This window comes from Pseudomonas sp. MDT1-16 (genome assembly GCF_054898115.1).
The window spans coordinates 5,696,113-5,718,067 of the sequence record NZ_CM142717.1; the positions used below are offsets into that span (position 1 = coordinate 5,696,113).

Consider the following 21,955-nt stretch of genomic DNA (forward strand, 5'->3'; position numbering starts at 1 on the left):
AGCCCCAACACAAATCATTGAGTGCGCGGTTGATCCGGCAGCAACACCGATGAATGCTGCGATGCAAGCCCATCGCTTTGCGGCAGCTCAGCAGCCTGCCTGGACATCAAAACCTGCTGTGGATAAGTCTGCGCGAAATGCACCCACGGGCTGTTATCCACAAGCTTTTTCAAACGTTGGTTGAACGCCCGACTCACGGCGTATTGCCCGCCCGACACCGTGCGGAACTGTGCCGTCAGCACCACACCGTTGAGGTCCATCTTGTCGACACCAAACACATCCAGCGGCCCTTGCAGGTTGTACTTGAGGAACGCATCGTCGCGGATGGAATCGCCGGCCTCGCGGATCAACTCGATAGCCTTGTCGACATCGGTGTCGTAAGTGAATTGCACCGAAAAGAACGCATAGGCGAATTGCCGCGATTGATTGGTCACAGCCTTGATCTGACCGAATGGCACCGAGTGCACAAACCCCTTGCCGTCGCGCAGGCGCAAGGTGCGGATGGTCAGGCCTTCGACGGTGCCGGCGTGGCCAGAATCGAGCACCACCCAATCGCCAATCGACAACGTGTCCTCGATGATGATGAACAACCCGGTGATCACGTCCTGCACCAGTTGCTGGGAACCGAAACCGATGGCCAGCCCCACGACACCGGCACCGGCCAAAAAGGGTGCAACGTTGATTCCCAGGTTGGCCATGGTGGTGATGGCGCAGATCACCACCAGGATGATTTTGATCGCGTTGCGCAGCAGCGGCAGGATGGTTTTGGTTCGGGTACTGGGTTGGCGCGCCGAGCGCTTGTTAACGGGTGGTTTCAGGGCTTCCTGAATCGCCGTGTCCAACACCACCCAGCCCATCCAGGTCACCAGGAAAATTAAACCGATACGGCTCAGGGAATCGCTGATCGCCCGGCCAACCGAATTGCTCACCGCAAACTCGAACAGCGACACGCCCCAGATGCGCCCCAGGACATCAATGAACACAATCGCCAGGGCGATCCGCAGCAACGCGTGCGAAAGGCTCAGAAAGCGCTCTTTGTAGGCACTGCTGCGGCGCACGGCCAACTCACTGCGCGACTTGAACAGGTGATGCAGCGACGTGCTGAGAAACACCGTCGCAATCAGCAACACTGTGGTAAACAGCGCACAACGCAGCACTTTCTGGTTGTCGTCGCCAATGCCGATCAGGTTGATCACTGACACCAGCACCATCAACAGAATCGGCCAGTACCAGAGCCCGGAAAAGATCCGCAGCATTTCACGCAAGGCCGGCTGACTGAGGCGCTGGGCCAACGGCAAAATGCGGATCAGATGGGCGACCGGACGGCGCATTTTGATCACCAAAAAGCCAAAGATGACCGAGGCCGCCACCCCGGTGAACACCGCGACACTGCTGGTGAGATTGCCGCCGAGCAGGCGGGCGATCTGCGGACTGGTCAAGCCGTCGCTCAGGGCCACGAGGAAGCCCATCAAAAAGAGCGGTCGTGGGCTGTGCTGACGAATAATCTGCACCGCCCGGCGCTTATGACCGGCGTTGAACAGCACCACCAGCGACAACAGCAACGACGCGGCGAAAATGCCGCTGCTGGTGGCATAAGCGAAACACAATGCCAGCGCCCGGCCGGCGGACACTTGCAAGAAGTGGCTGACGTAGAGTGTCAGCGGCAGGCTGACCACCGCCGGAACCGTGTAGGGCAACACATAACCGAGTAACGCCTGACCGCGCTCGCGAGTGAGTAGCACGCGGTTCTGGCACAGACGTGTGGCGAGCAGCCCTCCCAGCAGCCAGAGCAGCGCAAAGACGCCAATCCACACACAGGACAACAGCAGGAAATCCCCCGCCACGCTCCAGCTTGAACGGGCCGATGGATGATTGACCAGTTTATCCACCTCAACCGCCGCCCGGTCTGCACGCAGGCGCCAGGCGTCGAGTAGGTCCTCGTTGAGATCGAGCTTTCCCTGGACTTGATCAATGCTCGAACTGATGGCACCCAGCAAACCACCCTGTACCAGCGGTTCGGGGTGGGCCAGTGGTGTCGCGGCGGTGGCCGCCGCCGGCACACCCGGTAGTGCGGCAGCCTCCAGCTCGTTGCTGCCCAGAATCGACAACGCCCCCAGTAGTATCGCGGTCTTGAACTTGAACAAACGCGGCGCTCCTGCAAAAGGGTCAGTAAGGAACTGATCGGCAAAGTGTAGGCAAGTTCCGATCGTTCCCACGCTCTGCGTGGTAATGCCTCAACGGACGCTCCGCGTCCGCTTTAGGGACGCGGAGCGTCCCGAGCTGCATTCCCACGCAGAGCGTGGGAACGATCTTTGCTCGTGCTGCTTTAACCATCCGTACTCCCGTCGAAACTTTCTCGCACGCCCCGCAGTCATCAAAAGACAGGGGCAGTCCGAAGACCATTAGACGGGAGGCGATATGGCGGCGATTCACATCGGTTTTTCAGGCTGGCGATACACGCCCTGGCGGGGGGATTTCTACCCGAAGGGGCTGACTCACAAGCGCGAATTGCAATTCGCCTCACGGGCGGTGAACAGCATTGAAATCAATGGATCGTTTTACGCCCTGCAACGGCCTGAACGCTACGCCCAGTGGTACACAGAAACCCCGGCGGGCTTCGTCTTCAGCGTCAACGCCCCGCGCTTCATTACTCACATCAGGCGACTGCGAGACATCCATAAACCCTTGGCGAATTTCTTCGCCTCAAGGGTGCTGGAGTTCAAGGAAAAACTCGGTCCGATCCTCCGGCAATCCCCACCCAGTTTCAAATTCGATGCCGAGTTGTTCGAAACCTTTCTGGAGCAGTTGCCCCACCACACCGAAGAAGCCGCCGCCCTCGCCCATCAACACGATTCGCGCCTGAACGGTCGCGCCAGCATGAAGGCCTACGGGGAAAAGCCTTTGCGCCATGCCGTGGAAATCAGGAACGAGAGCTTCGTCGACCCAGCATTCGTCCGCCTGCTCAAATGCCGCAATGCTGCGCTGGTTATCGCCGACACCGCCGGTCAATGGCCCAAAGCGCGCAAGTCCCGCGCGGTGTTTTGCTATTTCGACAACGACATCAAAGTCCGTGCGCCATTCGATGCCCGCCGCTTGCTGGAGCGCTTTCATCTGGATAAAGACCTCGCCACCCGTCCCGGTGAACTGGCCGCCGAAGGAGTGCTGTCATGAGCATTTCCGAACCGGTCGGCACCACCGACGAACAGCAACAAATCATCACCGCCGTGCGCCGCTTCACCGTGCTGACGGTCAACACTCACAAGGGTTTCACCGCCCTCAACCGGCGCTTCATCCTCCCCGAGTTGCGTGAAGCGGTGCGCAGTGTGTCCGCCGACGTGGTGTTTTTGCAGGAGGTTCACGGCACCCACGAGCACCATCCCCAGCGCTACAGCAATTGGCCGCCGATGCCGCAATACGAATTCCTCGCCGACACCCTGTGGCCGCAGTTCGCCTATGGACGCAATGCGGTCTATCCGGCGGGCGATCACGGCAATGCGTTGCTGTCGAAGTTCCAGATCATTCGCCACGACAACCTCGACGTGTCCATCAGCGGTCACGAGAGCCGCGGCATCCTGCATTGCGTGCTGCGCCTGCCAGGTGACGGCCAGGAAGTGCATGCCATTTGCGTGCACTTGGGCCTTCGCGAAACCCACCGGACCGAACAACTCAAGTTGCTGGCCCAGCGCCTCGAAGAACTGTCGAGCGATGCCCCGGTGATCGTTGCCGGTGACTTCAACGACTGGCGCCAGCGTGCCGACGCACTGCTCACACCCTGGGGTTTACGGGAGGTTTTCGCCGAACTCCACGGCAAACCGGCGCGCAGTTTTCCAGCGCGATTGCCAGCGTTGCGTCTTGACCGCATCTACGTGCGCAACCTCAAGGCCAGTCATCCGCAAGTGCTGGCCGCGCGGCCCTGGTCACACCTATCAGACCACGCACCGCTATCGGTGGAGATCGAGGTATGAGCAGCCCATCGCTGGACAAAACCAATGTGGAACACTTACCCACAACCCCGCCGATCCGCGAACCGGGCGCGGTCAACGTCGAATATGGCTGGCAAGGCAACAACCGTGTAGAGCTGCTGGAGAACGGCGAAGCGTACTTCCCCCGGGTGTTCGAGGTCCTGCGTCAGGCGAAAACTGAAATCCTGCTGGAAACCTTCATCCTGTTTGAGGACAAGGTGGGTAATGAACTGCAACAGATCCTGATCGAGGCGGCTCAACGCGGCGTGCGGATTACCGTCAGCCTCGACGGCTTTGGCTGTGGCGAGCTGAGCACCGGGTTCCTCGCCGCCCTGAGCGAGGCCGGTGCACGCATCCAGATTTTCGACCCGGCGCCCAAACATCTGGGCATCCGCACCAACTGGTTCCGCCGCCTGCACCGCAAGATCGTGGTGGTCGACGGCACGATTGCGTTCATCGGCGGCATCAACTTTTCCGCCGACCATTTGGCTGACTTCGGCCCTGAGGCCAAACAGGATTACTCCGTTGAAGTACAAGGCCCGGCGGTGGCCGACATTCATCACTTCGCCCTGCTGCAAAGCGGTCGCCCGGCTCGCGCCAAATACTGGTGGCAACGGCGCAGGCAACGGCGCTCGGAACTGGCGTTCAGCGATCATGACGGCCAGGTTCGCCTGGTGTACCGCGACAACGGCGAGCATCGGAGCGACATCGAAGAGGTTTACCGCCAGGTGCTGCGCAGTGCCCAGCGCCGAGTCGTGATCGCCAACGCCTACTTCTTTCCGGGCTATCGCCTGCTGCGCGAGATCCGCGACGCGGCGCGCCGTGGCGTCGATGTGCGGCTGATCCTGCAGGGTCAGCCCGATATGCTGGTGGCCAAACTCGCCGCGCGCATGACTTATGACTACCTGCTCAAATCCGGCGTGCAGATTTATGAATATTGCGACCGTCCGCTGCACGGCAAGGTCGCGCTGGTGGATGAGGATTGGAGCACGGTCGGTTCGAGCAACCTCGACCCATTGAGTCTGTCGATGAACCTGGAAGCCAATGTGTTGATCCGCGATCGCGCCTTCAACCGCGACCTGTTCAAACGCCTCGAAGACCTGAGTAACAACCATTGCAAGGCCATGTCCGCCGACAAAACCCCGCGCGGACGGATCTGGCACATGACCGTCGGCTTTCTGGTGTTTCACTTTTTGCGGCATTTCCCAGCCTGGGCCGGTTGGCTGCCGGCGCATAAACCGCGCCTGACGCCGTTCATCCATCCGGCCGGGAGCGACCACCATGAACCGCGCTGACGCACACCCGACAGCCCACGCCGACAGCCCGAGAAAATCTCGCTGGAGCCGCTGGAAACGGCCGCTGACGATGCTGTTTTTCCTGGCGCTGATTGTGCTGATTACGCTGCTCGCCCAGCGCATCGAATGGAACGAAGTGTTCGACACCCTCGCCGATTTCAAGGTGCGCACGCTGATCATCGCATCCGGCCTGACCTTGGTGAGCTTTCTGGTCTACGCCTGTTTCGATCTGATCGGTCGTACCTACATTCGCCAGGACCTGACGTGGAAGCAGATCCTGCCCGTGGGGATTATCAGCTATGCCTTCAACCTCAACCTGAGTGCCTGGGTCGGTGGCATTGCCATGCGTTATCGCCTGTATTCGCGCCTCGGGGTGAGCAAGGGCAACATCGCCAAAATTCTCGGGTTGAGCCTGGCGACCAACTGGTTCGGTTACATGGTGATTGCCGGTGCGGTGTTCAGCAGCGGACTGGTGCGAATGCCACCAGGCTGGAAGCTGAGCACAGGCGCATTGCAAGGTGTGGGCGTGTTGTTGTTGCTGGTGAGCGCGGGTTATCTGGCGGCGTGTCAGTTTTCCAAGCGCCGGGAATGGTCGATACGCGGGGTGGAAATCAACCTGCCGTCCCTGCGCATGGCGGTGCTGCAACTGGCCCTCGGGGCGCTGAATTGGTCGCTGATGGCGGCGGTGATTTTCACCTTGCTACCGAGCAAGCTGGATTATCCGCTGGTGCTTGGGGTGTTGCTGATCAGCGCGATTGCCGGGGTCATCACGCACATTCCCGCCGGGCTCGGCGTGCTTGAAGCGGTGTTCGTGGCGCTGCTGCAACATGAAGCGTCCCGAGGGAGCCTAGTGGGCGGATTGCTGGCTTATCGGGCGATCTATTTCATCCTGCCGCTTCTGATTACCCTGGTGATGTATCTGATCGTGGAAGCCAAGGCCAAGTCATTGCGGATCGAGAAGAAACCGAGGCATTAACAGCCGATGTTTTTACGATGACTGAATAATGCTCAACCGCTCGCCCACCACCATTTCGGTGATCCAGCCCACCAGGATCGAGGTGTACGCCTGTTGCGAAACAGGTTCGCTCAAGGCGTGGTCGGCTCCGTCGATAATCCGGTGGGTCAACGAGTGAGTCTGCTGGCAGGCCGCGCGGTAACTCATGATGGTGGCGTGGGGTACATAGTCATCAGTCTCTGATTCAACCAGCAGCACATCCCCGGTGAACTGCGAACAGGCATGCAGCGCACGATTGTTGTCGGCGCGGACTAACGTGCGGCGGTAATCACGTAAATCGAGCTTATCCAGGTCACGCTTGGGCGTGTGCCATTGATCATCGCGATACAGCGCCGGTACCCGCAGCGCCAGCCAGCGCACCGGACGCAATGACGTCAGGATCGAGGCCAGATAACCGCCATAACTGGTACCGACCACGGCAATCGCCGATGTATCGAGCGCTGGGTGCGCGAGCAAGCGGTCATACGCCGCCAGCAGGTCGCGCAGGTTGTCTTCGCGCGTCACTCGACTCAGCGCAATACCCGTCCCGCCGGTGTGCCCGCGCAAGTCGAACGTCAGGCACACGCAACCCAAACCGGCGATGCCTTTGGCCCGTTCCAGGTCCCGCTCCTGACTGCCGCCCCAGCCGTGCACAAAGAGCACGCCGGGGACTTTTGATTTGGGGCTGAGAAAAGTTCCGATCATCTGTTCATCGTCGATGTCGATTTGAATGGTTTCGCTTCTAGCCGTCATAGGATTTAACCGTTACGTACTTGAGAAGAAAGTCACTGTTTTGCGCCGGCCCGCGATACACCTCGATGGCGTCCGTCGGCAGCGGCTGGTCGATGTAGGTCTCGACCGAAGACACGCGAATCGCGCGCATCCCGGGGTCGTTGACGAAGCTCTGCAAGGCGGCGACTTCGGCACTGCTGGCACCGCCCATCCGCCAGGACTGCTCGAGCACACCACTGCGCTGTTTGCCGCTACTGTCCACACCTTGGGCGATGTCGTAGTTGCGCCGCGAGGCGTAGAAACCGGGATAAGCCTCATCCGCGGCGCTGTCGAACACTTGCGCCTGCCGGATCGCCAGCCGCACATCGTCCGGCAGGTCCAGTTCGAGCAAATCGTCGTAATACCCCTGCACCACCAGCAGGTTGGAGCCTCCATAAACCTGCTCGCCCTGACCGTCTTTGGTCAAGTACTGATCACCGCAATAACTCAGCACCTTGTCGCCGATAAAGGTCTGACCGACGCTGTGGGTGATCACTTGGTCCAGGTCCTGTTCCAGCACCACGCCTTCGGTGAACAGCGTTTCGGCGTCGGATCTGGCGAGGATGGCATCGAACTGGTCGAGGCTTTTGATCACTTCCTGACCGCGTCCGGCGCAGGCATGAATAGGCTTGATGCGGATCGGGCCGCTGTAGAGCAGATGCTCTGCCGCAGGGCGCGCATCCTCCAGGGAAAAGACGCTGAGGCCATCGAGCACCACGCTGCGCACACGTTCGGAAAACAACGGTGACCAGCCTTCCGGAGCGTGAGCATTTTTGTTGCATAACCCGTGACTGATGGCTTTGGTGCAGATGAAGTCATGGTCGACGTAACCGCCCCACAAATCCTCCGGCCCTTTGACCCCTAATTGCCGGGCGGCAGCGGCGCCAACAAGTGTCTGGGTCGGCAATAGATAAAGGTCTCGACCGTTGTGCAGTCCGGGGTCGTAACTGCCACCGTATTTAAGCCCCAGAATCTGCGCCAGCCAACGCGCCAGTGCGCGATTGGTTTCCACTTCATGCAACGGAGCCTCGGGGCGCACGGAATGGGCGACCACTAGTTTCTTGCGATTTGCTGGGGTCATGCGTCCCCCTTCAATCTGCGCTTGATGAATGTAGTTGAAGGGGTGCAGAGATCAGGCCAAGGGGGGACGAAGACAAACGGCTTTCAAGTCAGCCAGTTGCGAAAAACATGATGGCACCGTGCCTGTTTGATTCTGCACGACAAGGGTTTGAACTCCGGCATTTTGCACGACTGGAACTCACCCCTGACTCGCTCCCACCCCGAACCGTGTCCGGTAATCACTCGGCGCCAACCCGGTAATTTTCTTGAACGTCGCCCGAAAGGCACTCGGATCCTGATAACCCACCGTCCAGGCAATGTGATCGATGGTGCCGTTGGTGCACTCGAGCATTTCCCGAGCCTTGCCGACCCGCAGGTGCTGACAATATTCGGTGGGTTTGAGCCCGGTTGCCGCGCGAAATCGACGCAGAAAAGTGCGCTCTTCCAGCCCTGCCCGCTCGGCCATCATCGTCAGCGACACATCGGTCGCTCCGGTGCTTTGCAGCCAATGCTGGACCTTGAGAATCGAGGCATCGCCATGGCTGAGTATCGGTGAAAAGTTGCTGCCGCACTCGCTCGCGCTGTCGCTGTGTTCCACCACCAGAAACCGCGCGGTGCTGGTGGCGATGCTCGGCCCCAACAGACGGTTGACCAGACGCAAGCCCAGTTCGGACCAGGCCATCAGCCCGGCGGTGGTGATCAGGTCGCCGTCGTCAACAATGGGGGTGTCGGCTTTGAGCTTGATCGCAGGATAACGCTCGGCGAAAGCGTTGGCCGAGGTCCAGTGGGTAGTGGCGCTACGACCGTCGAGCAGGCCGCTTTCGGCCAACAAAATCGACCCCACGCACACCCCGCCGAGTGTCGCGCCATTCGCGTGTTGCTGGCGCATCCAGCGGATCAACCCCTGCGGTGCCTGGCCAGGGGAAAAACCGCCAATCGACGGCGGGATCAACACCGCCACCAACGCGCCGTCAGGAGCGGGATGACTGTCGTAGACCCGCTCGGGCATCTGATCGCCATCGGCCTGCCAATGGCTGATCCGCAGCAATGGCAATTGCGCGGCCTGATGCTCGCTGGCAATCCGGTTCGCCACCCCGAACAAGTCCGTCAACCCATGCACCGCCGCCATCTGCGCGCCGGGATAGATCAAAACGCCCAGCTCGGCGATTGCCCTTTCTGCGTCCATTGTCAGTTTTCCCCCTTCTATTGTCGGTGCGGCCAATCCTCGGACGGCCTGCCAAACCCAATACTTCATTCCACACCCAGCACGCACTTCGAGGAAACAGTCATGGCCAAGCAAGCACTCATCGTAGTCGATATCCAAAACGACTACTTCCCCCAAGGCAAGTGGCCGCTGGTCGGTGCCGACGCCGCCGCGGACAACGCCGTACGGTTGATCAACGCCTTCCGCGATGCGGGTGATTCGGTGGTGCATATCCGTCACGAATTTTCCTCCGACGAAGCGCCCTTCTTCACGCCGGGCTCCGAGGGCGCGAAGCTGCACCCCAAAGTCCTCAACCGTGCCGACGAGCCGGTCGTGCTCAAGCATTTTGTGAACTCGTTCCGCGAAACCGAACTGGAAGCCATCCTCGATGAGCAAGGCATCGAAAACCTGGTGGTCATCGGCAGCATGAGCCACATGTGCGTCGATGGCATCACCCGCGCCGCCGCCGATCTTGGCTACACCGTCACGGTGATCCATGACGCCTGTGCCACTCGCGACCTGGAATTCAACGGTGTCACAGTTCCAGCGGCCCATGTCCACGCGGCGTTCATGTCGGCCCTGGGTTTTGCCTATGCCAGTGTGGTGTCCGCCGACGAATTCCTCGCGGCCAGCCGCTAACGCCCTCACCCTGAAACAACTCGATAAACAAAAGGCCCGCCGCGTTTTCGCATTGCGGGCCTTTGCGCTTCCGGTTGCTAAAAATCTCACGCGTGAGCTATTGAGAGGCGCAAAAAATCACTGTAGTGTTTCTCACGCGTGAGATTTCACAACGGAGTCACCAGCATGAAAAGCCGCTCTCCATCAGGTCCGCCTGCCGAGCCTGATACCGATACAGCGAGCAGCAAGGGAGAGCGCTCGAGACCGTCCGCGAAAAAACCGTCGAGCTTCTACATGAAGCAGATGCGCGCGGGCCTGGGTGCCGCCGGTTATGTGAAACACGAGACTTGGGTGCTTCCCGAAAATCGAAGCCTGCTCAAGCAGATGGAGAAACAGCTACGCCAACCGATCCTGGCTGGCTCATTCATGTCGGAGAATTACATGAGCGCAGGTACTAACTGGAACATCGATCGCCTCTTCAGCGCCCTTCAGGCCCTTGATGAAGTGGTTTCGAACGACATCACTCTCTCCCTCGTCCAGGGTTCCGAGTCGAGCATCAAGCTGGAAATGAACGACTTCGGTGGCCTGCCGATTTACATCGCAGTCGTGGGCGAGCAGATCATCGTCGACACCGTGCTGGTGGACGTCGAGTCGATCAAGGACGTACCGGCCTTCAACGATGCCGTCCTGCGCAGCCGTGAGTTGTTCCCGCTGTCTTCGATCGGTATCGAGTCGATGCCCAACGGACAGGTTGTCTACAACATGTTCGGCGCACTGAGCTCCGACTCCAGCCTGACGAACATCGTGACCGAGGTGAAAACCCTCGTCGACAACGTCCAGCGCGCCAGCGAAGCCTTCGAACGCTTCTTCAATTAATTATTCGGGAACAGGAAATATCCAATGACTCAGTCTATCTGGAGCAAATTGTTCACCGCGCTGCGCGGCGGTGCCAACGAAGTCGGCGAGTCCATCGTCGACCAACAGGCCCTGCGCATCCTCGACCAGGAAATCCGCGATGCTGACAGCGCCCTGGCCAATGCCAAGCGTGAGTTGGTCACCATCATGGCCAAGCACAAGCTGTCGGCTGATCGTGTGGCCGAGCACAACGCCAAGATCAAGGACCTCGAATCCAAGGCCATGGCCGCGATCCAGGCCAACCGCGAAGACCTGGCGTTGGAAGTGGCCGAAGCCATTTCGACCCTGACCAATGAGCTTGATGTCGAGCAAAAGCAGGCCACCGAATTCGGCGGTTACGCGGACAACATGCGCAAAGACATCACCAAGGCCGAAAGCCGCATCAAAAGCCTGCGCCAGCAAGTGGACATGGCCAAGGCCCGCGATAGCGTACAGAAAGCCCAGGTCAGCGCTTCGATCGCCAGTGGCGGCGCCAACGGCAAGCTGGAAACCGCCGTCGGTACACTGAACCGCCTGCAGGCCAAGCAGCAGCAACGCGCCGCTGAACTGGAAGCCCAGGATCAACTGGCCGATGCATCGACCGGCACCGATCTGGAGCGCAAGCTGCGCGAAGCCGGCATTACCCCGGATTCGGGCAGCGCCAACGCAATCCTGGATCGCCTGAAGAAAAAATCAGCCGAGTAACCGGGCGGGGCGCAAGCTGAACGGGAAGGGCATTCATTGCCCTTCCTTTTTTTGTCGAGTAGAGGTCAAGGATGGATGCCCTGAAGGGTTTCAAGACAATTGCCGGCCTGGCAATCCTCATGGTCGCGCTGCAAGTACTCAACACCGCGACCGGCTACAGCCTTGTTGCATTTGGCCTGGTCCCGAGGACATTGCACGGTCTGCTCGGCATCATTACCTCGCCTTTTCTGCACGCGTCCTTTGCGCACCTGAGCGCCAACCTGATTCCCTTTTTGATCCTCGGCACGTTGGTCATTGTCGATGGGCTCAATCGCTTCATCGCCGTGAGCGCGATCATCATTGGCCTGGGCGGCTTGCTGGTCTGGCTGTTCGGGTTCTCCGGGATGCACATCGGTGCCAGCGGATGGGTGTTCGGGCTGTGGGCGTACATTCTGTCGCGCGCCTGGTTCCAGCACAGTTGGGGTAACCTGATCACGGCCGCGGTCGTCGCTCTGCTGTATGGCGGCCTGGTGTTTGGCTTCCTTCCACGCCAGGGGGTTTCCTTCGAAGGCCATATCGCCGGGGCATTCGCCGGATTTATTGCAGCCAAGGTACTTCTCTCGACGCCCGGCAACAGGTTTAATGCCGCCGGGTAAAGGCTATTGAACGTTCAGGGGTTCGGGCCTGCGCATTGCCAGGAACGAGTCATCCCACGGAGTCAGGGACGTCATGTCTATTTTTCTTTTATTACGCGTGTATGCCTCGTCCTTCTTCCACCGTTTCGGCTGGGCGGGACTGGCGATTGCCTTGGGCATCCACCTGAGCACGGCCTGGCTCGGCCTGGTGCTTCTGGGCGAACAACACCTCACCGCCCCCGCCACATTTACCTATTTCTACCTCACCACCACGCTGACGGTCGGTTACGGCGATCTTGCGCCCCAAACCTCGGAGGGACGGGTTTTCGTGGCCACCTGGGTCATGCTCGGGGGCATTGCGCTGCTGACGGCAGCCATCGGCAAAACCACCAGCAGCGTCATTGATGTATGGAGAAAAAGCATGAAGGGCAAAGGTGATTTCACCGGCAAGACCGGCCACACGGTGCTCATCGGCTGGGCGGGATCGTCCAGCGAGCGGGTCATCGAGTTGTTGCTTCAGGATGAAACCTCCAATGACAACCTGATCGTCATTTGCGATTGCGACCTTGAAGAAAACCCGATGCAGGGCAAAGCGGCCTTTATCAAAGGTGAAAGCCTGTCCTCCGGCGCGCTGCTGGTGCGCGCCGGCGTTCCCGGTGCCGAGCGCGTGCTGGTGCGAACCCACTCCGACGACCTGACCCTGGCCACCGTGCTGGCGGTCAATCAGCTCAAACCGGTCGGGCATGTGGTCGCCCACTTCAATGAAAGTGAAATCGCCGCGCTGGCCAGCTCCTACGCACCGAGCCTGGAATGCACCTCAAGCATGGCCATCGAGATGTTGGTGCGCGCCTCTCAGGATCCGGGCTCGTCAGTAGTCATCAATGAATTGCTGTGCGTGGGTCAAGGCGCCACCCAGTACCTGATGAAACTGCCCGAGGCTTTTGAAGCAACATTCGGCGATCTGTATGCACAGATGAAAGAGCATCACAACGCGACCCTTATCGGCTACCGTGCCAAAGGCGCCCGACACCCTTCGATCAACCCGCCCGGCGCCACTCGCGTTGAGGGCGGTGAACTCTTCTACATCGTCTCCACTCGCCTCAAGGAAATCTCCAATGGGATGGTTTAAACAGATGATGGGGCTTGAGGCCCCGAATGCGAATCCGGACTCAAAATGGACTGCCAACGAAACCCCGCCCGCCATCGGTCCGCTGGGCCTGGCATTGGGCAAAGAGGTGATGTTCGACACCACCCTGAAATTGCTGCTCGACGAAAAAACCAGCGTGATCATTCCCGGCTCCCAGCAGATCTGGAGCAACGGCACCGTTGACCTCGGGCAATCGACCTGGCTGTCGCGTTATTACATGAATGACGAAGATTACTGGCTGCAAGTGCACACCACCGGCGCCATCGCCGGGCAGGTCGAGTCGGTGATCCTGTTCAACTACCTCAGTTACGTGACCATCAGCAGCGAGGCGGAGTTGAGTCGGTTGGCCGGCCCGCAAAGCCTTATCGGTCTGCCGACCTACACCCACAACGGCGTCGAATACACCCGCGAGTGGGGCACCGAGGATGGCCAGACAGAACTGGTAGCGTTGAGCGAATACCTGAAAAACCCGGATGAGTCCTACAGCATTGAACACCGTTCGATGCTGTACGCGCGCGAAACCGGCCTGACCGATCGCCGTGAATTCCTGCTGTTTTCCGTCGAAGAAGATGCCGAAGGCGCCATCAGCCTGAGCACGTCGCGGGGCATTTCGCTGTACACCACCGACCTGAACACTTTTTAAATAAGGAAGAAGTCCATGCTAGAAGCGCTCTCCATCTCCCTGAACAAAGCCGCCGTGTTCGGGTTTGTTGCGTACATCCTCGGCGCCGCCGTGCTGTTCGCGCTGTTCCAGTTCATCTACACCCGAATCACTCCGCACAAGGAGTTTGAACTGATCCGTTCGGGCAACGTCGCGGCCGCAATCGCTTTGGGCGGTGCGCTCATCGGTTTCGCGATACCGGCCAGCAATGTGATTGCCTACTCGATCAGCCTGCTTGACTTTGTCGTCTGGTCGCTGATCGCCGCCGTCGTGCAACTGCTGGCGTTCCTGGTGACTAGCCTGGTCTTGAAAGGCACGTCGGAACGCATCAAGAAAGGTGAAATCGCGGCGGGTGTCTATGTCGCGGCCGTGGCCATCAGCGTCGGCATGTTGAACGCCGCCTGCATGACCCCTACCCCGAACTGATCGCGCAGGGAGCTCCCGATGAAACGAAGCAAGTACGTTCAACTGTCGCTGGCCGCCTCGGTCGCCATGGCGATATCCGGCTGCGGGCCGACGGAAAAAACCTACCCGGTGCAGAAGAAGTACAACTTCCAGTCCGTCCAGCAATGTGCCGATGAAAAACTCCCGGTAGACGTCTGCTCTGACGCCTACATGGCTGCCATGACGGAGCATCGGCGCATTGCGCCGGTCTACGACAATCAGGCCGATTGCGACGCGGACTTTGTCGCAGACTGGTGCCAGCAAGATTCCACCGGCAAGTTCATCCCGAAACTGGGCGGTTTCGAACTGACCGCCGATGGCGAAGTGACGCAGTCCCAAGTGGACGCGGCCAAGGCCCAACTGCCCGCCTCGGAAGCGAACAGTGGTGGCTCCGGATTCTCCGGCACCAGCCTGCTGACCGGTTTGCTGATCGGCAACATGCTGAGCAGCAACCGCAACAGCTTTTACTCGCAACCGGTGTATCGCTACCGCGATGACCGCGGCGGTTACTCGTCTTCCACGCTCAGCCAGCGGATTGCCAAGGGCTCGACCTTTACCAAGTCCAATCAGGCGAGGTACGGCAGCAGCAACTACGCCGATTCGATTCGTTCCGCCAGCAAGCCGGTGTCGGTTGCCTCGTCCACCGCCCGTGGCGGTTTCGGCAGCAAGGCCAGCGCACGCAGTGGCTGGGGCGGCGGCGGTTCGAGCAGTTAAGGAAACCGGGCCATGAAAAAGATTCTCTGCGCAGAACGTCATGACTGGAAACAGACCGCCGACAGTCTCGGATTTCTGTTCCACACCATCGACGATGAACCCTATTGGGACGAGAGCGCGTATTACCAGTTCACGCTCAAGCAGATCGAAAACGATCTCGAAGACCCGACCACCGAAATTCATGAGATGTGCATGGACCTGGTCGCCCGGGTGGTTCAGAGCGAAGAGTTGCTGGAGCGCCTGAGCATTCCTGCGCCGTTCTTCGACATGATTCGGACTTCATGGCTCGAAGGCCACCCGCACCTCTATGGGCGCATGGACTTCTCGTATAACGGCACCGGACCGGCAAAATTGCTGGAACTCAACTACGACACGCCGACCAGCCTCTATGAAGCGGCAGCGTTTCAGTGGGGCTGGCTGGAGCAATGCATCGGACGCGGCTTGTTGCCCAAGCATGCCGACCAGTTCAACAGCATTGACACCAAACTGCATCAGGCCTTCGCCCAGCTACAGCTTAAACAGCCTTTCTATTTCGCCTCGATGAAAGACTCGGTCGAAGACAAGGGCACCACCGATTACCTGCGTCTGATTGCAGAGAAAGTCGGCATTGAATCTCGCCACATCGATCTCGAAGACATTGGCCTGACCAGTGACGGACGTTTCGTCGACCTCGAAGATCGCTGGATTCCTCACCTGTTCAAGCTGCATGCCTGGGAGTTCATCTTCCACGAGCCCTTCGGTGCAGCGATTGCCCAGAGTGATACGCAGTTTTTCGAGCCCGCGTGGAAATCCATCATTTCCAACAAAGGCATCCTGCCGCTGCTATGGGAGTCCAACAAAGGACACCCGAACCTGCTCGCCGCCCACCTGGATACCAATCCGACCACAGCGGTGCCCAAGGGCTGGGTGCGCAAACCGTTCTTCTCGCGGGAAGGCGCCAACATCGAGTTGCAAACGGCTGAGGGCCTGATCGTAAAAGAGGACGGCCCCTACACCGACGCGCCGTTTATCCTTCAGGAATTCGCACCGTTGCCGCAATTTGGCGACAGCTTCACGCTGGTGGGCTCGTGGGTGATTGGCGACCAAGCGGCCGGCATTGGCGTGCGGGAAGACAACAGTTTGATCACCAAGGATTCAAGTCGGTTTCTGCCGCATCTGATCCTCGACTGACAAATCCTTCGCCCACAAAAAAGGCCCGGCGCTGTTAGCGACGGGCCTTTTTGTTTAGATCGGGTGAATCCTAGAATGGAATATCGTCATCAAAGCTGTCGAAATCCGGAGCCGGTTGCGGAGCTGCCTGCTGTGGAGCTGGAGCCTGGCGCGACTGCTGCGGTGCCGACTGCTGAGGACGCGGAGCCTGTTGGCGTGGAGCCGGGGCGGACTGCTGGTAGTTATTGCCCCCGCCTTGTTGGTCGCCCTGCTGTGGACGGCCGCCCAGCAGTTGCATGGTGCCTTGCATGTCGACCACGATTTCGGTGGTGTAACGCTTGATACCGTCTTTTTCCCACTCGCGGGTCTGCAGCTTGCCTTCGATGTAAACCTGCGAACCTTTACGCAGGTACTCGCCGGCGATTTCGGCAACCTTGCCGAACATCGACACACGGTGCCATTCGGTCTTCTCGACCTTCTGACCGGTTTGCTTGTCGGTCCACTGTTCGCTGGTCGCCAGACTCAGGTTGGTCACGGCGTTACCGTTAGGCAAGTAGCGAACTTCGGGATCCTGGCCGCAAGTGCCGACCAATATGACTTTGTTAACCCCACGGGCCATAACGTTCTCCTAGGCTACGCACGCTGCCCCGGCCGGGTTGTTCACCAGGCGTTCAAGGGTGGTGCGATCCAATAGTTCGGTGTCCAATTTGATGTAAATCGCCGCTTCATCTTCGACGATTACTGCATCTGTTACCCCTACGACGGCCTTCAGGCGCTCGACCAGACCCGCTTCGCGGATCGCCTCGGGCGACAACGGCAAGCGCAGGCTCGTCACGTAGGGAGGTTCGCGCATGGTAACAGCAAAGGCCAGCCAGAGGGCAGCCAGACCGGCGCATCCCAGGAACACAACCGACAAACCGCCATGCTGGAACAACCAGCCGCCGAGGATGCCGCCCAGTGCCGAACCGAGGAACTGGCTGGTGGAATAAACCCCCATCGCCGTGCCCTTGCCGCCTGCCGGTGAAACCTTGCTGATCAGCGATGGCAACGAAGCTTCCAGCAGATTGAACGCAGTGAAAAACACCACCGTACCCACCACCAGAGCCCGCAAGCTATCGCCGAACTGCCAGAAGAATAGCTCAGTGAGCATCAGCGTCACGACGGCGCCGAGTAAAACTCGTTTCATTTTGCGTTTCTTCTCGCCGTAGATAATGAACGGGATCATGGCGAAGAAGGATATCAATAGCGCGGTCAGGTACACCCACCAGTGCTGCTCTTTAGGCAGCCCGGCTTTTTCGACCAGCGCCAAAGGCAACGCAACGAAGCTCGACATCAACATCGCGTGCAACACAAAAATGCCCAAGTCCAGACGCAGCAGGTCCGGATGCTTGAGTGTCGGTATCAGCGCCTGGCGCGCGACACCGGATTCGCGATGCTGCAACGGGCCGTTGGCTCGCGGCACCATGAACATCACGATCACGATGCCGAACAGCGCCATGCCGCCCGTGGCGAGGAACAACCCGGACAGGCCGAAGGCGCGGGTCAGCAACGGGCCTACAACCATGGCGACAGCGAATGACAGACCAATCATCATGCCGATCATCGCCATGGCTTTGGTCCGATGCTGTTCGCGGGTCAGGTCTGACAGCAACGCCATCACCGCCGCGGAAATCGCCCCGGCACCTTGCAGGATCCGTCCGGCGATCACGCCCCAGATCGAGTCGGCATTGGCCGCCAGCACGCTACCGAGAGCGAAGATGATCAACCCCAGGTAAATCACCGGACGACGGCCGATGCGGTCGGAAATAAAGCCGAAAGGAATCTGAAAGATCGCCTGGGTCAGGCCGTAAGCGCCAATCGCCAGCCCGATGAGGGCCGGGGTCGCTCCTGCCAGATCCATCCCATAGGTCGCCAGTACCGGCAACACCATGAACATGCCAAGCATACGGAAGGCGAACACCAGGGCCAGACCGCTTGCTGCGCGGGTCTCGCTGCCACTCATGCGTTCGCTGTGGGGATCGTGCATGGAAAAACCTCATGTGAACCGGCGGCGATTCTACCAGTCCCATCGATTGACGGGGTATATCGCGACGCTTTGACGCGCTCTGCTGACAGAGTCTTCACGTAAGGCTGCAACCCGCTTATTTGATAGTGTGCATCCATCCAGTATTTGGCCGTATACTCCTACGTTTTCGACGCCCGCCGAGCGAGGCCACTTTGGACAAGATCCTGATTCGTGGGGCCCGAACCCACAACCTGAAGAACATCGACCTGACCCTGCCACGGGACAAACTGATCGTCATCACCGGCCTGTCCGGATCCGGCAAATCGTCCCTGGCATTCGACACGCTGTATGCCGAAGGCCAGCGCCGTTACGTCGAATCGCTGTCGGCCTACGCCCGGCAGTTCCTGTCGATGATGGAAAAACCTGACGTCGACACCATCGAAGGTTTGTCGCCAGCCATTTCCATCGAACAGAAGTCGACCTCACACAACCCGCGTTCGACGGTCGGCACCATCACCGAAATCTACGACTACCTGCGCCTGCTTTACGCTCGCGTGGGTATTCCGCGCTGCCCGGATCACGACATTCCGCTGGAAGCCCAGACCGTTAGCCAGATGGTCGACCTGGTCCTGGCTCAACCGGAGGGTAGCAAGCTTATGCTGTTGGCCCCGGTGATCCGCGAGCGTAAAGGCGAACATCTGTCGGTTTTTGAAGAGTTGCGTGCCCAGGGTTTTGTGCGGGCCCGGGTCAACGGCAGGCTCTGCGAGCTGGACGAGTTGCCGAAGCTGGATAAACAAAAGAAGCATTCGATCGATGTGGTGGTCGACCGTTTCAAGGTCCGCGCCGACCTGCAACAGCGCCTGGCCGAGTCGTTCGAGACGGCTTTGAAGCTGGCGGACGGCATCGCTTTGGTAGCGCCAATGGACGACGAGCCCGGCGAAGAGATTATCTTCTCCGCGCGCTTCGCCTGCCCGATTTGCGGCCACGCCATCAGCGAGCTGGAACCCAAGCTGTTCTCTTTCAACAACCCGGCCGGCGCTTGCCCGACCTGCGATGGCCTGGGCGTTAAGCAATTTTTCGACATCAAGCGATTGGTGAATGGCGAACTGACGCTGGCGGAAGGCGCGATTCGCGGCTGGGACCGGCGCAACGTCTATTACTTCCAGATGCTCGGGTCGCTGGCATCCCACTACAAGTTCAGCCTGGAAGTACCGTTCAACGATCTGCCAGTCGATCAGCAGAAGTACATCCTGCACGGCAGCGGTTCGCAGAACGTCGACTTCAAATACCTGAACGACCGTGGCGACATCGTCAAACGCTCGCACCCGTTCGAGGGCATCGTGCCGAACCTGGAACGCCGCTACCGCGAAACCGAGTCAGCCTCGGTGCGCGAAGAGCTGGCCAAGTTCCTCAGCACCCAGCATTGCCCGGATTGTCGTGGCACCCGCCTGCGCCGAGAGGCGCGGCATGTGTGGGTTGGCGAGAAGACGCTGCCGGCGGTGACCAATCTGCCGATCGGCGACGCTTGCGAGTATTTCGGGCTTCTGAAACTCACCGGCCGTCGCGGCGAAATTGCCGACAAGATTCTCAAGGAAATCCGCGAGCGCTTGCAGTTCCTGGTCAACGTTGGCCTCGATTATCTGTCGCTGGATCGCAGTGCCGACACCTTGTCCGGCGGTGAGGCTCAGCGTATTCGTCTGGCCAGTCAGATCGGCGCGGGTCTGGTAGGGGTTCTGTACATCCTCGACGAGCCGTCCATCGGTCTGCACCAACGGGACAACGATCGCCTGCTCGGCACGCTCAAGCACCTGCGTGACATCGGCAACACGGTGATCGTGGTCGAACACGATGAAGATGCGATTCGTCTGGCCGACTACGTGGTGGATATCGGACCCGGCGCAGGTGTACACGGCGGGCATATCGTCGCCGAAGGTACGCCGGCCGAGGTCATGGCTCATCCCGATTCGCTGACCGGCAAATATCTGTCGGGGCGGGTGAAGATTGCCGTTCCGGCCAAACGAACGCCCCGTAACAAGAAGTTGTCGCTTTCCCTCAAGGGCGCTCGCGGCAACAACTTGCGCAATGTCGATCTGGACATTCCAATTGGTCTGCTGACTTGCGTCACCGGCGTGTCCGGCTCGGGCAAATCGACGCTGATCAACAACACGCTGTTTCCTTTGAGCGCCACGGCACTCAACGGTGCAACGACGCTCGAAGCGGCCGCTCACGACAGCATCAAAGGTCTGGAGCATCTGGATAAGGTTGTCGACATCGATCAGAGCCCGATCGGACGCACGCCACGCTCCAACCCGGCGACGTACACCGGGCTGTTCACACCGATTCGCGAACTGTTTGCCGGTGTGCCGGAGTCCCGCTCACGCGGTTATGGGCCTGGACGCTTCTCCTTCAACGTGAAGGGCGGGCGTTGCGAAGCTTGTCAGGGCGATGGCCTGATCAAGGTGGAAATGCACTTCCTGCCGGACATCTATGTCCCGTGCGACGTCTGCAAGAGCAAGCGCTACAACCGCGAGACTCTGGAGATCAAGTACAAGGGCAAGAACATCCACGAAACCCTCGAGATGACGATCGAGGAGGCGCGAGTGTTCTTCGATGCGGTTCCGGCCCTGGCGCGCAAGCTTCAGACGTTGATGGATGTCGGCCTTTCGTACATCAAGCTCGGGCAGTCAGCGACCACGCTGTCGGGTGGCGAAGCCCAGCGGGTGAAGCTGTCTCGCGAACTCTCCAAACGCGATACCGGCAAGACGCTGTATATCCTTGATGAGCCGACAACCGGCCTGCACTTCGCAGATATCCAGCAATTGCTCGACGTGCTGCACCGCTTGCGCGATCACGGCAACACCGTGGTGGTGATTGAGCACAACCTGGACGTTATCAAGACTGCCGACTGGTTGGTGGACCTTGGGCCGGAAGGCGGTTCCAAGGGCGGCCAGATCATTGCCGTCGGTACGCCGGAAGAAGTATCGGAGATGAAGCAGTCTCACACGGGCTTCTACCTCAAGCCGCTGCTGGCTCGCGACAAAGCCTGAATCAGGCCCACGAAAAAGCCCCTGTCACTTCATAGGTGACAGGGGCTTTTTTGTAGGCGGCGGAATCAGAACTGCGATTGCAGGTAATTCTCCAGGCCTATCAACTTGATCAGACCCAGCTGCTTCTCGAGCCAGTAGGTGTGATCTTCTTCGGTGTCGTTCAGCTGAATACGCAGCATCTCGCGGCTGACGTAGTCTTTGTGACGCTCGCAGAGCTCGATGCCCTTGCAGAGTGCGGCGCGGACTTTGTATTCCAGACGCAGGTCACCGGCAAGCATGTCAGGCACTGTGGTGCCGACATCCAGGTCGTCCGGACGCATGCGCGGAGTGCCTTCGAGCATGAGAATCCGGCGCATCAGGGCGTCAGCGTGCTGCGCCTCTTCTTCCATCTCGTGGTTGATACGTTCGTAGAGCTCGGTGAAACCCCAGTCCTCGTACATCCGCGAATGGATGAAATACTGATCACGCGCCGCCAGCTCGCCGGTCAGCAACGTGTTGAGGTAATCGATTACGTCTGGGTGGCCTTGCATCGCCCTACATCTCCCTGCTTGAAAGTCTGTAGTTTGAACCAAGCAGACTGTTTGGTCACTCTGCCTGCGCGACAAAAGCGAAGATATTCTGAGAAAAGTGGTTTAAATAACGCAAAAACCGCCCAAATGAGGGCGGTTCTGC

At 59.4% G+C, this 21,955-nt stretch carries 21 protein-coding genes; 14 read left to right on the forward strand and 7 right to left on the reverse strand.

Annotation, left to right across the window (positions count from 1 at the left end):
- Positions 1-14: 14 nt before the first annotated feature.
- Complete coding sequence (locus ACYZT3_RS26320; RefSeq protein ID WP_462031065.1) at positions 15-2,144, reverse strand: mechanosensitive ion channel family protein; 2,130 nt, start codon at positions 2,142-2,144, stop codon at positions 15-17.
- A 274-nt stretch (positions 2,145-2,418) separates the two neighbouring features.
- Between ACYZT3_RS26320 and ACYZT3_RS26325 the strand changes: the two genes are divergently transcribed.
- Genes ACYZT3_RS26325 through ACYZT3_RS26340 form a run of 4 tightly spaced genes read left to right on the forward strand, consistent with a single transcriptional unit; the run spans position 2,419 to position 6,233 of the window.
- The gene (locus ACYZT3_RS26325) at positions 2,419-3,171 is read left to right on the forward strand and encodes a DUF72 domain-containing protein (protein ID WP_462031066.1); all 753 of its coding nucleotides are present in this window, start codon (positions 2,419-2,421) and stop codon (positions 3,169-3,171) included.
- Positions 3,168-3,965, forward strand: coding sequence for an endonuclease/exonuclease/phosphatase family protein (locus tag ACYZT3_RS26330; protein WP_282379238.1), 798 nt, complete (start codon positions 3,168-3,170; stop codon positions 3,963-3,965). The genes ACYZT3_RS26325 and ACYZT3_RS26330 overlap by 4 nt, the downstream gene beginning before the upstream one ends.
- Positions 3,962-5,257: a cardiolipin synthase ClsB gene (clsB, locus tag ACYZT3_RS26335; RefSeq protein WP_462031067.1), complete on the forward strand. Its 1,296-nt coding sequence runs from the start codon at positions 3,962-3,964 to the stop codon at positions 5,255-5,257. The genes ACYZT3_RS26330 and clsB overlap by 4 nt, the downstream gene beginning before the upstream one ends.
- The gene (locus ACYZT3_RS26340; RefSeq protein WP_462031068.1) at positions 5,244-6,233 is read left to right on the forward strand and encodes a lysylphosphatidylglycerol synthase domain-containing protein; all 990 of its coding nucleotides are present in this window, start codon (positions 5,244-5,246) and stop codon (positions 6,231-6,233) included. Before clsB ends, ACYZT3_RS26340 begins: the two co-directional genes overlap by 14 nt.
- 12 nt (positions 6,234-6,245) lie before the next feature.
- Here the strand turns inward: ACYZT3_RS26340 and ACYZT3_RS26345 are convergent, their stop codons facing one another.
- The 3 genes from ACYZT3_RS26345 to ACYZT3_RS26355 form a co-directional block, all read right to left on the reverse strand.
- Complete coding sequence (locus ACYZT3_RS26345) at positions 6,246-7,004, reverse strand: alpha/beta hydrolase family protein (RefSeq protein ID WP_282379246.1); 759 nt, start codon at positions 7,002-7,004, stop codon at positions 6,246-6,248.
- The gene (locus ACYZT3_RS26350; protein ID WP_282379248.1) at positions 6,994-8,103 is read right to left on the reverse strand and encodes a DUF3182 family protein; all 1,110 of its coding nucleotides are present in this window, start codon (positions 8,101-8,103) and stop codon (positions 6,994-6,996) included. Before ACYZT3_RS26350 ends, ACYZT3_RS26345 begins: the two co-directional genes overlap by 11 nt.
- Positions 8,104-8,280: 177 nt before the next feature.
- Entirely contained in the window at positions 8,281-9,267 is a 987-nt protein-coding gene (locus ACYZT3_RS26355; RefSeq protein ID WP_462031069.1) for a GlxA family transcriptional regulator, read from the reverse strand.
- Positions 9,268-9,369: 102 nt separating this feature from the next.
- Here ACYZT3_RS26355 and ACYZT3_RS26360 point away from each other — a divergent pair, with 102 nt between their 5' ends.
- The 9 genes from ACYZT3_RS26360 (at position 9,370) to ACYZT3_RS26400 (ending at position 16,252) form a co-directional block, all read left to right on the forward strand.
- The gene (locus ACYZT3_RS26360; RefSeq protein WP_462031070.1) at positions 9,370-9,924 is read left to right on the forward strand and encodes a cysteine hydrolase family protein; all 555 of its coding nucleotides are present in this window, start codon (positions 9,370-9,372) and stop codon (positions 9,922-9,924) included.
- A 273-nt stretch (positions 9,925-10,197) separates the two neighbouring features.
- On the forward strand, positions 10,198-10,779 hold the full coding sequence (locus tag ACYZT3_RS26365; RefSeq protein ID WP_282379254.1) for a YjfI family protein: 582 nt from the start codon (positions 10,198-10,200) through the stop codon (positions 10,777-10,779).
- Positions 10,780-10,803: 24 nt separating this feature from the next.
- A complete protein-coding gene (locus tag ACYZT3_RS26370) occupies positions 10,804-11,502 on the forward strand; it encodes a PspA/IM30 family protein (protein WP_282379256.1) in 699 nt (232 codons plus the stop codon).
- 71 nt (positions 11,503-11,573) lie between these two features.
- Positions 11,574-12,137, forward strand: coding sequence for a rhomboid family intramembrane serine protease (locus ACYZT3_RS26375; RefSeq protein ID WP_282379258.1), 564 nt, complete (start codon positions 11,574-11,576; stop codon positions 12,135-12,137).
- A 73-nt stretch (positions 12,138-12,210) separates the two neighbouring features.
- The gene (locus tag ACYZT3_RS26380; RefSeq protein WP_462031071.1) at positions 12,211-13,245 is read left to right on the forward strand and encodes an ion channel; all 1,035 of its coding nucleotides are present in this window, start codon (positions 12,211-12,213) and stop codon (positions 13,243-13,245) included.
- Positions 13,232-13,906 carry a DUF2491 family protein gene (locus tag ACYZT3_RS26385; RefSeq protein ID WP_462031072.1) on the forward strand — a complete coding sequence of 225 codons (675 nt, stop codon included), beginning with the start codon at positions 13,232-13,234 and terminating at the stop codon, positions 13,904-13,906. Before ACYZT3_RS26380 ends, ACYZT3_RS26385 begins: the two co-directional genes overlap by 14 nt.
- 15 nt (positions 13,907-13,921) lie before the next feature.
- Positions 13,922-14,350, forward strand: coding sequence for a DUF350 domain-containing protein (locus ACYZT3_RS26390; protein ID WP_131062034.1), 429 nt, complete (start codon positions 13,922-13,924; stop codon positions 14,348-14,350).
- An 18-nt stretch (positions 14,351-14,368) separates the two neighbouring features.
- Complete coding sequence (locus tag ACYZT3_RS26395) at positions 14,369-15,082, forward strand: DUF1190 domain-containing protein (RefSeq protein ID WP_282379266.1); 714 nt, start codon at positions 14,369-14,371, stop codon at positions 15,080-15,082.
- Between the two features lie 12 nt (positions 15,083-15,094).
- Positions 15,095-16,252, forward strand: coding sequence for a glutathionylspermidine synthase family protein (locus tag ACYZT3_RS26400; RefSeq protein WP_462031073.1), 1,158 nt, complete (start codon positions 15,095-15,097; stop codon positions 16,250-16,252).
- Between the two features lie 70 nt (positions 16,253-16,322).
- Here the strand turns inward: ACYZT3_RS26400 and ACYZT3_RS26405 are convergent, their stop codons facing one another.
- Positions 16,323-16,850 (reverse strand): single-stranded DNA-binding protein, encoded by a 528-nt coding sequence (locus ACYZT3_RS26405; RefSeq protein WP_016969466.1) that lies wholly within the window; start codon positions 16,848-16,850, stop codon positions 16,323-16,325.
- A 9-nt stretch (positions 16,851-16,859) separates the two neighbouring features.
- The gene (locus tag ACYZT3_RS26410; protein ID WP_462031074.1) at positions 16,860-18,257 is read right to left on the reverse strand and encodes an MFS transporter; all 1,398 of its coding nucleotides are present in this window, start codon (positions 18,255-18,257) and stop codon (positions 16,860-16,862) included.
- Positions 18,258-18,448: 191 nt separating this feature from the next.
- Between ACYZT3_RS26410 and uvrA the strand changes: the two genes are divergently transcribed.
- Entirely contained in the window at positions 18,449-21,283 is a 2,835-nt protein-coding gene (gene uvrA, locus ACYZT3_RS26415) for an excinuclease ABC subunit UvrA (protein ID WP_462031075.1), read from the forward strand.
- Between the two features lie 65 nt (positions 21,284-21,348).
- Here uvrA and bfr read toward each other — a convergent pair whose 3' ends face one another.
- Entirely contained in the window at positions 21,349-21,813 is a 465-nt protein-coding gene (gene bfr / locus ACYZT3_RS26420; protein WP_282379281.1) for a bacterioferritin, read from the reverse strand.
- Between the last annotated feature and the right edge of the window lie 142 nt (positions 21,814-21,955).

Coding starts and splice junctions, on each gene's coding strand:
- ACYZT3_RS26355 (WP_462031069.1), bottom strand. CDS start 9,267: ATGGACGCAGAAAGGGCAATCGCCGAGCTGGGCGTTTTGATCTATCCC.
- ACYZT3_RS26345 (WP_282379246.1), bottom strand. CDS start 7,004: ATGACGGCTAGAAGCGAAACCATTCAAATCGACATCGACGATGAACAG.
- ACYZT3_RS26360 (WP_462031070.1), top strand. CDS start 9,370: ATGGCCAAGCAAGCACTCATCGTAGTCGATATCCAAAACGACTACTTC.
- ACYZT3_RS26340 (WP_462031068.1), top strand. CDS start 5,244: ATGAACCGCGCTGACGCACACCCGACAGCCCACGCCGACAGCCCGAGA.
- ACYZT3_RS26350 (WP_282379248.1), bottom strand. CDS start 8,103: ATGACCCCAGCAAATCGCAAGAAACTAGTGGTCGCCCATTCCGTGCGC.
- ACYZT3_RS26395 (WP_282379266.1), top strand. CDS start 14,369: ATGAAACGAAGCAAGTACGTTCAACTGTCGCTGGCCGCCTCGGTCGCC.
- ACYZT3_RS26380 (WP_462031071.1), top strand. CDS start 12,211: ATGTCTATTTTTCTTTTATTACGCGTGTATGCCTCGTCCTTCTTCCAC.
- ACYZT3_RS26375 (WP_282379258.1), top strand. CDS start 11,574: ATGGATGCCCTGAAGGGTTTCAAGACAATTGCCGGCCTGGCAATCCTC.
- ACYZT3_RS26390 (WP_131062034.1), top strand. CDS start 13,922: ATGCTAGAAGCGCTCTCCATCTCCCTGAACAAAGCCGCCGTGTTCGGG.
- ACYZT3_RS26410 (WP_462031074.1), bottom strand. CDS start 18,257: ATGCACGATCCCCACAGCGAACGCATGAGTGGCAGCGAGACCCGCGCA.
- ACYZT3_RS26405 (WP_016969466.1), bottom strand. CDS start 16,850: ATGGCCCGTGGGGTTAACAAAGTCATATTGGTCGGCACTTGCGGCCAG.
- ACYZT3_RS26370 (WP_282379256.1), top strand. CDS start 10,804: ATGACTCAGTCTATCTGGAGCAAATTGTTCACCGCGCTGCGCGGCGGT.
- ACYZT3_RS26325 (WP_462031066.1), top strand. CDS start 2,419: ATGGCGGCGATTCACATCGGTTTTTCAGGCTGGCGATACACGCCCTGG.
- ACYZT3_RS26385 (WP_462031072.1), top strand. CDS start 13,232: ATGGGATGGTTTAAACAGATGATGGGGCTTGAGGCCCCGAATGCGAAT.
- bfr (WP_282379281.1), bottom strand. CDS start 21,813: ATGCAAGGCCACCCAGACGTAATCGATTACCTCAACACGTTGCTGACC.
- clsB (WP_462031067.1), top strand. CDS start 3,962: ATGAGCAGCCCATCGCTGGACAAAACCAATGTGGAACACTTACCCACA.
- ACYZT3_RS26400 (WP_462031073.1), top strand. CDS start 15,095: ATGAAAAAGATTCTCTGCGCAGAACGTCATGACTGGAAACAGACCGCC.
- ACYZT3_RS26330 (WP_282379238.1), top strand. CDS start 3,168: ATGAGCATTTCCGAACCGGTCGGCACCACCGACGAACAGCAACAAATC.
- ACYZT3_RS26365 (WP_282379254.1), top strand. CDS start 10,198: ATGAAGCAGATGCGCGCGGGCCTGGGTGCCGCCGGTTATGTGAAACAC.